The organism is Paenibacillus sp. 4624, from assembly GCF_050435065.1.
GTDB lineage: Bacteria > Bacillota > Bacilli > Paenibacillales > Paenibacillaceae > Paenibacillus > Paenibacillus amylolyticus_D.
On the sequence record NZ_JBNDJR010000018.1, the window covers coordinates 35,880 to 48,473 of the forward strand.

Sequence of the window (12,594 nt, forward strand, 5' to 3'; positions counted from 1 at the left end):
TTACTTCCCTCCTTCAGATTCGTAGAACACCCAGAACTTAGATGTCAGGAACACAGCCGCTGTAAGCACACCAATCATGATCAACATCACCCAAGCCATCGCAGAAGCATAACCCATGTTGTTAAACATAAATGCCTGACGGAACAGATATAACGAGTACAGCATCGTACCGTCCATCGGGCCGCCCTCTCCTTTGGAGATGATGTAGGCAGGCACAAAGGTCATAAATGCACCGATCGTCTGCATAATGAGATTGAACAGTACGATTGGGCTGAGCAAGGGCAGCGTAATGCTGAAAAATTTTCGAACCGGATTTGCGCCATCCACACCTGCAGCCTCATACATCTCGGGGGAGATGTTTTTGAGCCCTGCCAGAAAGATCAGCATCGATGAACCGAATTGCCATACCGATAGGGAAATCAGCATGACAAGCGCCGCATCCGGATCGCCAAACCAACTGATCGGCCCAATGCCGATCGCGGTCATCGCACTGTTAATGACACCTTCATTGCTGAACAGGTTACGCCACATAATGGATACGGCCACGCTGCCGCCGATGATGGAAGGCAGATAGTACAATGTACGATACGTTCCCACCATACGAGAACCCGTATTCAGAATCATCGCGACAAAGAGGGCAAAGATCAGCCTTAACGGCACCCCGATGAATACATAGAGAAACGTAACCTTAACCGAATTCCAGTATTTTGGATCATCAAAAAACATCTTGGTATAGTTGTCCATCCCAATCCATTTTGGAGAGGTGAACAGGTTATAACTTGTAAACGACATGTAGAGGGAAACGAACATCGGGATGAGCGTAAATCCAAGAAAACCAATAATAAATGGGCTGATAAAAGCATATCCCGTCAAGTTTCTGCGCAATGAAGAATACTGCCTCAAGTGGAACGTACCTCCTTTATGGATCAGCTTGCTCCCGTCTTCATGTTACAGATAGGACGGTGAAAGGCCCTCGCCGTCAGCGAGCAGCCTGGTTCCCGTCTATCCCTGCATGCGGGACGAGCAAGGCATCATTCAATTGTTATTTATTGTTGGCAAGCACGGATTCTGCATTTTTGCGGAACGTCTGTGCCGCCTGTTCGGCAGTAATCTTGCCAAAGTTCAGCTCCTCCACTACATCAGCGAGTGAGGAAATGACCTCCGGTGATCCAACCGGTGGTGGTGGGCTCATTGGAGAAGCTTTTGGCTCCATCGATGCCACGAATTCAAATACCTGTTTCGTTGCATCACTCAGTTCAGGAGCAATAGCCTCTTTGATTTTCCCGGAGATCGGTACACCGCGCTCCCCTTTGATCAGTTTGTTCGCCTCTTCGTCATTCACCCAGAAGTCAATGAACTTTGCTGCTTCTTCCTTCACCTTGGAGTTGGACGTTACACCCCAGTACATACTTGGCTGCATGTAAAGTCCTTTTTCCATATCGGGCCCTGGCATTGGGGCAATCGCAAGCGGACGGTTAGCGACCTGTTGCAAAGCGACGAACTGGTTCGACCATTGCCATACGCCAATGCCTTTTTCTTTGACCAGATCCGACTCTTCAATGATACCTTTCGTTTGGTTAGCTACATCCGGTGAAGGCGCAGCCTTCTGCTCGATCATCCGTTGCATTAATCCGAAAAACTCTACGAACAGGGCATCGTCATCATAACCAAGCCCGGTTCCTTCCGGGTTGTAGAGCGATTTGCCTTTGGTACGCAGGAAATAGTGGAAGAAGATATCTGGCGCTACACCGCCATCCAGATACAGTCCCTTCTCTGCTGCTTGTTTGCCAAGCGCTTCGTAGGATTCCCATGTCAGATTTTCCGGCATGGCATCTACGCCAGCTTTCTTGAGCAACGCAGGATCATATTGGAAACCAAGTACGTTAACCCCAGCAGGTACACCGTACTGTTTGCCGTTAATAACACCTGTACTGATGACATTCTCGGCCACATCATCCACCTTGATCTGATTGCCCAGATACGGTGCGAGATCTTCAAGCTGACCGTTCTGTGCATATTGGCTGATGTAGGAAATATCCATCTGAATAATGTCAGGCAGCTGGTTGGCTGCGGCTTGCGGGGCAAGCTTTTTCCAGTAGTCATCAAAAGAAGCATATTCCACATCAATTTTGACGTTTGGATTTTTGGTTTTATACAGGTCGATGACCTTCTGTGTATATTCATGACGTGTATCCGAGCCCCACCAGGCAATTCGCAGATTCACTGATTCATCTTTGCTCCCAGATCCTTGTTCGCCGCCTCCGCCTGAGCTACACGCTGCTGTAAATACAAGTAACGCAGCCATCATCAGGAATATTGCCTTTTTCACCATGCCAATCTCCCCTTTTTATACTGATATGGTATTGTGAACGGGTTATCTCCATCTTGTTAACGAGACACTGATAACGCTTTCACGAACTTGATATTGTCATTTTCGCAAAAGTACGATCCAAGTTGAATACACAAAACCGTCTTGTTGGTTCAAAAAACAGAGGAGGACATCCCTGACGCTGCAAGCGTCGGTTATCCCCCTCTTAAGATATGACATGACATCGCTTTGCATTGCATTGCTAATTCCCTCTTAGATGCCGAATCTGCGGTATTCAGTCGGTGTCATCCCGGTCCATTTTTTAAACACCTGACTGAAATATTGCGAGTTACCTCCAAAACCGAACAATTCGGCCAGCTCGAACACCTTCACATCTCCGCCCCTGCGGATATGTTCACACGCCCGTTCAATGCGTAGACGATTGACGTAATTAGAGAAATTTTCGCCGGTGACTTTTTTGAAAATTTTGCCGAGGTAGTCTGGATTCATATACAACATCTGATGCGCCACTCCACTCAAGGAAAGGTCAGCCTCACCATAGTGACGGTCTACGATGTCCATCATTTTCTCCACTGCCGATGATTGACGACTGATGTAATTTTTATAATAACCCGCAGTTAAACGGGTGGCACTGTCTGCTACAAATGTATTCAAATCAGCTAACGTATCCATATGCGTCAGTTCCGCCATCCGCTGCGTGAAATCGGTTGCCTCCTCTGGCGGGCAGACTTGAATCATGGCAGAATATAACTGCACTACATAGGCGCGTGTCACCTCAATATCCAGCTTCTGATCTGCCAGTTGCTCGAACAGACGATGTACCTCGGCGGCAACTCCCTCCGTATTGCCCGATTTAATTAACTGGCACAGCTGATCAGCATCCTGCTCTACATTCACACCGTCACATTCCCCTGCCAGCACCACATCATTCTTGGTTATAAGTTTGCCCTCCCCAATGAAAAAGCGATGATTCAAGTACTGCATCACTTCGCGGAACAACCGCCGGGACTGGGTCATATGGTCCGCTTCACTGAGCGCAGCCGTCAGCTCTAATCTGTACAGACGGGTAAATGTCTGGCGAACCGCTTCAATTCGCTCCTGCAACATATGCACATCCGCTGGTTCTGCCAGGACAATCAGGAGCTTGCCTTCAATGGTTGTGCTTAACAGAACATCAGGAAGCATGTCAGCCGCTATATTTTTGATCGCAAACAAATGACTGTAATCATGCTCTTCCACAATCCGAACCAGCAGTAACCGAACGCTTTTCTGCTGCAGCTCCAGATTGAATAGATCCTGATAATATTCCAGATCCATCGGTCCATATGTACGGTTGGTCATGAACTCCAGCAGAAACTGTTCCTTCACATGGGGAAGTACTCGCTGCAAACGTTGCTTGATCTCTCCCGCAACATGTTCTTTCACCTGCGCATCCTGACGCTCCTGCAAAAGCTCAACCAAGGCATCATGAATCTGATTCTCGTTGCAAGGTTTCAGCAGATAATGCTTCACCCCATATTGCATCGCCTTGCGGGCATACTCAAACTCCTTGTAGCCAGACAACATGATAAATCGTACCGCCGGATAAGCTTCGGAAGCCTTCTCGATCAGACCCAGACCATCTAGACCCGGCATGGAAATATCGGTAATGATGATATCGGGTTTGGCACTTTCGATTTTCCCCAGTGCTTCCACTCCGTTTCTGGCCGTATCCACAAGTTCTGTCCCTGCGGCCGCCCAGTCAACCACCTGAGAAATCCCCTCCAGTATGACACGTTCATCATCTACGAGCATCACTTTGTACATCGTCATCGTCCTCTCTGATCCAAGGTATGCTGATCGATACTACAGTTCCTGATCCAGGCTTGCTGTTTATGCTCATGGTGCCTACATCGCCAAAGGTCAGCCTTAGACGTTCCTGAATATTCGTAAGCCCTATGCCCTGTCCTCTGGTCTGAATCTGCCCTTCCTGTAAACGTTCCATAAATTCGGAGGTCATGCCCGGCCCGTTATCCTCCACCTCAATCCGAATATGCTCCCCTTCTGCTCTGGCACGGATTCGAATCTGACAAGGCTCGATGCTCGGCTCAAGTGCATAATGAATGGCATTCTCTACAAGCGGCTGTAATGTTAATTTGGGAATTCGAGCAGTTCCAACCTCAGGCGCAATATGCATGTCAAAGTCTAGTCTTTCCTCGAACCGGGTACGCTGAATGGTAACGTAGCTGCGCACGATGTCCAGCTCCCGTTCCAGCGTAATCCATTTCTCGGACATATTGACCGAGCTGCGCAGAAGGAAGCCAAGCGCTTCGACCATCTCGGAGATTTGATGCTGTTTCTGCACTTTGGCAAGCCAGTTAATGGATTCGAGCGTGTTATACAAAAAGTGTGGATTGATCTGTGCTTGAAGCGCTTTCAATTCTGTCTCGCGAATAACAAGCTGCTTTGCATAATTTTCATCAATCAGCTCTCGAATCCGCTGCAGCATCATCTTGAAGGTTCGATGCAGCAATCCCACTTCATTCTGCGGAGATACGGGAACGCTGCCAAGAGCGGCTTCTTCCAGTTTATCCAGGTCCCCTTTTTCAATATTACGCATTTTCTTAATTAATTGGGCAATCGGATGGGTGATACTGCGCGAGAATTTGGCTCCAATCACAAGAGCCACCAGAAAGATCATAATAAAAATGGCCATGACGAGCTGTTTGACAAACTGAATCTGCTTGAACATCTGATCAAATGGCGTAGTATATAAGTAATTCCAGCTGGTATACGAGGAGTGAGCTCTCGCAACAAAAAATTTGCCCTGCTCTAACGTGGTGATTCCGTAAGGCTGCGTCCGCTTCAGCTCTGCTGCGATTTCGGACCTGCTGACCGTTGATTCGGTCGGATAGATGACCTCTGTCCCGTCAACAATGAGCAACTGCGAGTCCTCCGCTGGTTCCTGCATCTGATCCTGGACGATACGATCCAGCCGCACACGAATAATCAGGGTACCCAATTTTTCCAGCGTAAATGCTCCGCCCGTAAAGGACTTCACCTGTCTGACCGACAGCAACCTCGCCTGTTGGTCCCCACTTGCCAGCCATACGTTGGAACCTGCATATTGCTCACCGAGCGAAATTAGTTCCTGTTGCTTCGCCTCTGAGATGCCTTCCCGATTACCTGCGGCCATGACATTGTTATCGTTGTCGATAAACATCATGGAGTACACGTATTTCTCGGAACCCGCATAGGCAACAAGTCGGTTTGTCACTTTTTTACGAAGACTGTTCCGCTCGTATCCGGTCTCCGCCTTCTCCAGTTGCAGCAGATACTGTTGCAGCGGCTCATCCGACATCACTTTGAAGGACAGATTGGATAACTCGCGGAGCTTGTTCTCGATGCCAACCGATGACATATTGAGCACCTGTGATGACTTCTCATAGATCTGGCGGTCATAAATATTTAACACGTACTGCATGACAGATACGTAGAAAGCAAAGCTGATCAGCATCAAAAAACCGATCAGTAACATCGTTTTGTGGTGAATGGGTAGTGTGGTGAAAGCGTTTTTAAATTTACTCATTCAGGAGCGCTCCTTTGCTTGGCGAAGGGTTGCTGGTTTAGAGGGATACCGGCCTACGATGAAGCTGATAAGGGTCTGAATTGGGTAGTACACGCAGCGTACTTGTAAGTTATTTTCATATTTACACATCCATGGTCGGATGACAAGTCATATTTATGCAACCTACGGAGTCATCTTAGCAGGTATACAAGCATCAAGGTAGGTGACTATAACACTTTTTAGCGGAACAAGTTACCTGCGTTGCAACCTTGGTTAGCTTGCAGGGTGAGGGTGACTTTTAATGCTAGGAGAGGTTCGTTCCTCAGTGGGGAAGGCGATATAGCTTTGGGCTGGACTGTTGTGTTACTTGGGAGCGGATGTGGCTGTTTGTTGGAGATTCGTGTTCCTCAGGGGGCGATATCGGACCATAGATGTGCGGGCATTTAGGTTACTCGAAAAACGAAGAGATTCAGGGGAAAGTCGATGTATTCATCACTTTACTTTGTTGCGAGACACGATTTCGGAGAAATGCTATGGATATATTACTCTTGCTGTGATCTTGAACGCTCTTGCAGTGCTCTTATTGTCTCTTGGATCTCTAACGATCACCACAGACCTTATTTGGCCATTTTGACGTGGTTTCAAAATCTAACGATCACCCGTGACGCTATTTGGGTCATTTCCATGTGAAAAAGGGTTAAACCTTAGAGATTTCTCTAAATAACGTCTCTACGGATCGTTAGAATTTCAAAAGTCTTATTTCAAGCCAAATAAGGCTTCTCCTGACCGTTAGAATTACACTTCCCCCTGAATTCTCAAGACTAACATCATTTCTTGAATCTCCTAATGATTTCACTAATCTAATCCACTAAAAAACACCGAAAAAAGTGACGAGTCAGGAACAAGTCCTGCCTCGCCACTCCATCCTACCTTTAGGGTAAAATCACTTCTCACACATTCATTTTTAAACATTCAATCTCGCACGTTGAATCTTACATATTCAATTCCTGAATGTTCATTCATAGGAGTGCTCTCTTAAAAGCCTTACGGATTCACAAATACCGTCTTGAGCTTCGCGATATACTGCACGTCAAAACCAAGACCTTCGGCTACCATGGCCACAGGTACATACGTTTTGGCTTCCTTGCCTACTTTGTTCAGGAAGGCCGGAGTGTCCACTGCAACGGATGCACCGTTCACTTTCACGGCATTCGCTCCAATCTTCACAGCTACTGTGCGGTCACCGTAGGTAATGGTTGCAGTTGACGTTTTGTTATCCCAAACGGTTTTGGCACCCACTGCATTCACGATATCCTGGATCGCGACGAAGTTTTTGCCGTTACGAATGACTGGTTTATACGGTGTGCTCAGCGTCTTGCCACTTACGATGATGTTCATTGGCTGGCCTGCATCTGGCGCGGTCAGTTTCGTGTAGTCACCCCAAATGGTTTTTGCAAATTCTTCAGCAATAGCAGCATATCCAAGCTGATTCGGGTGGAAATCCCGATTTTTGATCATATGTGTCATTGTGCCTTCACCGCCAACAAAATCTTTGGCTACATGAGCCACTTTCACATCAGCACCCTGAGCTGTGAACTGAGCAGCAATGCCATCAATCGTTTGTGTGAAGCCCTGAGAAGCCTGCATCAACTTGGCATACAGCTCTTTGCCTGCTACTGCTGGCATCGGCTGGTACTGGTCAGCAATAACAATCCGGGCAGATGGATTAATCTCATGAATATTATTAATGATCGCAGTAACATTGGTTGTATACATTGACAGCAATTCTTTCACTTTCTCTTGCAACTCTTGGTCGCTCATGGTGTTTGCTGTGCCCAGAAGCTCCGATACATCATTGCCGCCAATCGTCATCGCTACGAGATTAGCCTGTGCAATGCTTTCGCGAATCGCGGTTGTGTTTGCCCCAATCTGTCCTGCTCGCGGATCAGGCAGATTCGGCTGAATTGCTTCGGAAGTCAGCGTCTTACCTTCCTTGATCGCATCCGTAAAGGTCTTCAAACCGCTCGTTTTGAGTCCAGCGATGCCGAAGTTATCTACTTGTGTACGCCCATGGAGCAAGCCCTGTTCCTGCAAACGCTCAACGTAACCATAAGGCAATGTGGTCATCTTCGGCTCATATCCTACAGTAATGGAGTCACCCAATGTAACGATCCGGAATTCTTTGGTTACAGCGGCGGCATCTTTCTTTGTTGTTGTAAGTGATGCTTCATTTGAAGCCACAGGTAATACGCCCGTTTTGGCATCAGCAGCATGTGCCGGTAAGGCGGACGGTGTGAGCAACAACATACCTGCCAGCATGCTTGCGCTCAGGCCTGCGGCGGTGTTTTTCCAAATACGTTTACGCTTCATTCTTATGACACTCCCTTAGTCAAATCTACATTTACACGTTTATATAGTACATCCGTCGTTCCGATGACATATGCTTGTGTACCTCTATTCTATCACTTCAAATATAGCTTTGTCCTCTTGCCTAAATGTGCACGCAAAATAATAGACTTCCCTTTGCAGGGAAGTCTATTATTGTTAGAATCTGACTCTATTGATGGGAGCAATTCTATTGATAATGTGTATACTTATGATGGTATGCCCATTAATGGTCATATGTTTCCTGTATGTTACGCTTCGCTGTCCGAATCTGAATCCCTAACTTGATCTTGATCTGCACGCTGACTTGACGTTGGTTCGCCATTTGACTTGGTTTCCTGCCCAGCAGCACGATCCAGATACCGGTCATATCGATCATCCAGTTCACGAGCCATCGTACGAAACTTTAACGTTTCCTCCACAATCGGGTCTCGTTCTGTCTGAATACGCACCTCGTACTTCGGAGGAATGAGCTGACGTTCACGCTCTTCAGCATCATCGGACGCTTCCATGTCTCCTTCCGTCAGCATGTCGCTAAGCCGTCGTTCCAGTTCTTTGGATTCATCCATCGTAATTTACTCCTTCAATATAGTGGTATATGATTTACTCCAGTCCGGTAGCCTTGGCTTCCTTCAAAACTTCCGTCAACGCATCATGAATCTTGCCATTGCTGGCAACGATATGATTCACAGCTAGCGTATATGGTGTTCCCTTCGTATCCGTCACTTTACCGCCGGATTCCGCAACCAGGAGTGCACCTGCAGCAATATCCCACGGTTTGAGGCCAACTTCCGTGTAAGCACTCAGACGTCCAGCAGCAACATAAGCCAGATGAATCGCAGCCGAGCCACCTGCACGCAGATTGCGCACCTGCGGAGCAAGGGCCTGGACAGCAGCCATATTCAGCGGCAGCGCAAAGGTGGTATCTGCCGGGAAGCCTACCGCCACAAGGCTCTGTGCCAATGTTTCCTCACCCGATACTGTCATCCGGTTTCCGTGTACATAGGCTCCTTTTCCTTTTTCCGCAACAAATAATTCGTCACGGGAAGGATCATAGATAACACCCACAATTACTTCACCCTTATGCGCGAGGGCAATGGACACCGAATAGAATGGGAATCCGTGCACAAAGTTCGTCGTTCCATCCACCGGGTCAACAATCCAGAGGTACTCTTCCTCTGCTGCCTCTTTCAGCGCTCTTGCTGAAGCTTCGGGTCCTGGCTCGACTCCTTCTTCCCCCAGAATAGCGTGGTCTGGAAAATGGGTCAGAATCAAACGGCGAATCATCTGCTCTGCCCCTTTATCCACTTCCGTCACCAGATCTTGAGGAGAATACTTCGTTCCGAGTTCACTTACCGTACCCAGACGGCTCTTGATCCACTCTCCCGCCTTGGAAGCAGCATTAATAGCAACGGCAGTATAGCTTTTGCTTGTCACGACATAAGGTACCTTTTCCTTTTCACTCAAAGCGTTCACTCTACTTTCTATATCAATCTACGAAAAAGTTAAAAATACTTGTTAGAAGTATACGTCTGAGCATTCGTAAAGTTTCTTGCTGTCCAAGCCCCTTTTGGCTTCACGGATGAATTCGTACCGTGGACTCATCCACCCATTCAACGCCTTCATCCTGATAAAAGGCCAGTTTTTGCATCAGCTGCACCAAGGCCTCATCCTTGCGTTTTGCCTCGATCATTACATCAAGTGCTGGTGTATCCGCAGCGATATGACGAAGAAAATCAAGTAGTGGCTCGACTTCCACCCCATCGGCATGTCCGCGAAGGTCCTTTTCGCTCTTCGGGCTGGACACATGAATTTTTGGAACTAATGGTCGATCTGGCGGTGCATCGGCTTGTGCGAGCGGTAACTGCCAGGTTTTTAAAATATCCGGCCACAGCTCCCATGGCTGCTCGCCTTCGTTGTTCACCCACTGGTGATGAATATCCAGTACCATCGGCAACCCAATGTTCTGACATACCGCAAGTGTCTCAGGTGAATTAAACGTTTTGTCATCATTTTCAAGCGTCAGCCGCTCCTGAATATCCCGGTCCAGCTTCCAAAAATTTTCTTCAAAACGCCGTGCCGCTGAAGGCTTGTCCCCATATGCACCACCAATATGAATATTGTTCTTGGCTGTCGCATTGAGGCCCATGGCGTCCAGCATTCGGACATGATGACGAAGATCCTTCATCGAGTTACGCAGCACCTCTTCGCGAGGGGTACTCAGCACGGTAAAATGATCCGGATGAAAGGATACGCGCATCTGATTTTCCTTCACGAAATCACCAATCGCTTGGAAATCCGGTTTCAGTGCCGGAAAAGGGTCCCAATCACTCAAATCTTCATGGGTAGCCAGTGGAATTAATTTCGAAGAAAAGCGATATACATGAATATGACTTCCTTTGTTGTGCCGGAGCAAACGTAAGGTATTATGCAGGTTCTCGGCTGCAATGCGTTCCAGCTTGCGAATAGCCGCTTCCCTGTCTCCGATTTTATTAAAACTGGCCATCGTCATCGTCCGGGAAGGCGAAGCATTCTCCACCAGCACCGACATCGCCACGTAACCGAAACGTACAAGCATGAATTTCTTCCTCTCTGTTTAGGACGGACAGACTTACACGACAGAAGACAGCCGCGAAGCTAAGCCGACATGGTATATAACCAAGTTTTACCCTAAACAAGGGAGCGTAATCGCATGATTGTAAAACCGTCCAGCCGCTCTGTGAAAGAAGTTACCCGTAAAGCTAAACTCCAGTGATAGCCCTATCAATAGGCTCTATTCCTGCGCCTGTTCTCCAAAGAACATCTCATCAGCAAGCGCCGTCTGGACCCGTGATTCTTCCTCGGTCAGCTTGCGAATAAGCTGCATCTCTACTTCCGTTACTTCTTGATTCTGAAAATTGATCTCCGCAATGGAAGCCACAATTTTCACAATCGCGACTGCTACATTGTCCGGAGTGTAGGCAATGACCTTTTGCCCGGTAGGAAACACCCGGAAGCCTTGTTTGACCATTTTGCCGCGACCGTATTCCAGCAGTTCAAATAACTCTTGCTCGCTTTTGAATTTACATACGGAATTAAACTCTGTCTGAAATCCCATGCACATTCCTCCCAATCTCCTGATAGTGGAAATCTAGCTTGGATAGCGGATCGTCCAGGCTATGCCTAAACGCCGTTTTCGTAATTCAGTGCCTGTTTACGGTTATACCGCTCCAGTCCCAGTTCGATCATGCGATCCAGCAATTCGGCATACGACACACCTGTCTCGCGCCACAAGAGCGGGTACATGCTGTACGGGGTGAAGCCAGGCATCGTGTTCACTTCGTTAATTAGCAGTGCGTCATCCGATTTGCGAATGAAGAAATCTGCGCGGGAGATTCCGTTACCCTCAATAGCACGGAACGCTTGCAAAGCCGCTTCACGAATACGGTCTGCTGCCTCAGGGTCGAGCGGTGCAGGAATCAACATCTGAGACTGACCATCGATGTATTTGGCTGCATAATCGTAATACTCACCAGAGGATACAATCTCGCCTGGAACCGAAGCCATCGGTTCATCATTTCCAAGAACACTAACTTCAACTTCGCGTGCTTCCACAAATTCCTCAATGACTACTTTGGTATCATACCGGAGTGCAAACTCAATCGCTGTTTTCAGTTCATCGCGGTTACGCGCTTTGGAAATACCTACACTGGAACCAAGGTTGGCTGGTTTAATGAAGCAAGGATAACCCAGCTGATCTTCAACCTGTACGATCATTTCGTGTTCAGTCTGTTTCCATTGTGTTGCGTTAAAATACGTGAAGGCACACTGGTCAATCCCGGCTTGAGCAAACAGTTTTTTCATAACTACTTTGTCCATGCCGCCTGCCGAAGCCAGCACCCCTGCGCCAACATACGGCATATCCGCCATCTCAAACATCCCCTGGATCGTGCCGTCTTCACCAAACGTGCCGTGCAGCAACGGGAACATAATGTCCAGTGCTTCCGCTCCGCCGTATAAACGTGCGAATAATGCATTCAGCGCGTCCTGTGTGCCGCCCGCGAAGTTTTCCAGTTTCAGATCTTCAATACGTGCAAAAGGTGCATTCATCACGGCTCCTTTTTTCCACGTCCCCTGCTTGGAGATATAAAAAGGAACCAGTTCATACTTCTCGTAATCAAATGCATTTGTTACAGCAAACGCCGTTTGCAGCGATACTTCGTGCTCGCCTGATTTTCCGCCGTATACGACGCCTACTTTTAATTTATCCATACTCATGCGTAACCTCCGATTATATCTGTACGTGATGCTATCTGCGCAGCCGTTACAGGCTATTGCCCTGCTGCTTCCGGTC

10 protein-coding genes are annotated in these 12,594 nt (G+C 47.8%); all 10 read right to left on the minus strand.

What is annotated here, in order from left to right:
• A complete protein-coding gene (locus ABIE27_RS28115) occupies nt 1–903 on the minus strand; it encodes a carbohydrate ABC transporter permease (protein ID WP_090924548.1) in 903 nt (300 codons plus the stop codon).
• A gap of 139 nt (nt 904–1,042) precedes the next feature.
• Complete coding sequence (locus tag ABIE27_RS28120) at nt 1,043–2,332, minus strand: ABC transporter substrate-binding protein (RefSeq protein ID WP_123066872.1); 1,290 nt, start codon at nt 2,330–2,332, stop codon at nt 1,043–1,045.
• Nucleotides 2,333–2,581: 249 nt separating this feature from the next.
• The gene (locus tag ABIE27_RS28125) at nt 2,582–4,135 is read right to left on the minus strand and encodes a response regulator transcription factor (RefSeq protein ID WP_123066871.1); all 1,554 of its coding nucleotides are present in this window, start codon (nt 4,133–4,135) and stop codon (nt 2,582–2,584) included.
• Nucleotides 4,110–5,897 carry a sensor histidine kinase gene (locus tag ABIE27_RS28130; protein WP_123066870.1) on the minus strand — a complete coding sequence of 596 codons (1,788 nt, stop codon included), beginning with the start codon at nt 5,895–5,897 and terminating at the stop codon, nt 4,110–4,112. The genes ABIE27_RS28125 and ABIE27_RS28130 overlap by 26 nt, the downstream gene beginning before the upstream one ends.
• Nucleotides 5,898–6,920: 1,023 nt before the next feature.
• Nucleotides 6,921–8,246: a stalk domain-containing protein gene (locus tag ABIE27_RS28135; RefSeq protein WP_123066869.1), complete on the minus strand. Its 1,326-nt coding sequence runs from the start codon at nt 8,244–8,246 to the stop codon at nt 6,921–6,923.
• A 266-nt stretch (nt 8,247–8,512) separates the two neighbouring features.
• Nucleotides 8,513–8,830 (minus strand): hypothetical protein, encoded by a 318-nt coding sequence (locus tag ABIE27_RS28140; RefSeq protein WP_123066868.1) that lies wholly within the window; start codon nt 8,828–8,830, stop codon nt 8,513–8,515.
• A gap of 34 nt (nt 8,831–8,864) precedes the next feature.
• A complete protein-coding gene (locus ABIE27_RS28145; protein WP_240037218.1) occupies nt 8,865–9,728 on the minus strand; it encodes an inositol monophosphatase family protein in 864 nt (287 codons plus the stop codon).
• Nucleotides 9,729–9,837: 109 nt separating this feature from the next.
• Complete coding sequence (gene uvsE, locus ABIE27_RS28150; RefSeq protein WP_123066866.1) at nt 9,838–10,839, minus strand: UV DNA damage repair endonuclease UvsE; 1,002 nt, start codon at nt 10,837–10,839, stop codon at nt 9,838–9,840.
• Nucleotides 10,840–11,034: 195 nt separating this feature from the next.
• Complete coding sequence (locus tag ABIE27_RS28155; protein ID WP_123066865.1) at nt 11,035–11,358, minus strand: hypothetical protein; 324 nt, start codon at nt 11,356–11,358, stop codon at nt 11,035–11,037.
• Nucleotides 11,359–11,423: 65 nt separating this feature from the next.
• On the minus strand, nt 11,424–12,518 hold the full coding sequence (locus tag ABIE27_RS28160; protein WP_123066864.1) for a D-alanine--D-alanine ligase: 1,095 nt from the start codon (nt 12,516–12,518) through the stop codon (nt 11,424–11,426).
• Between the last annotated feature and the right edge of the window lie 76 nt (nt 12,519–12,594).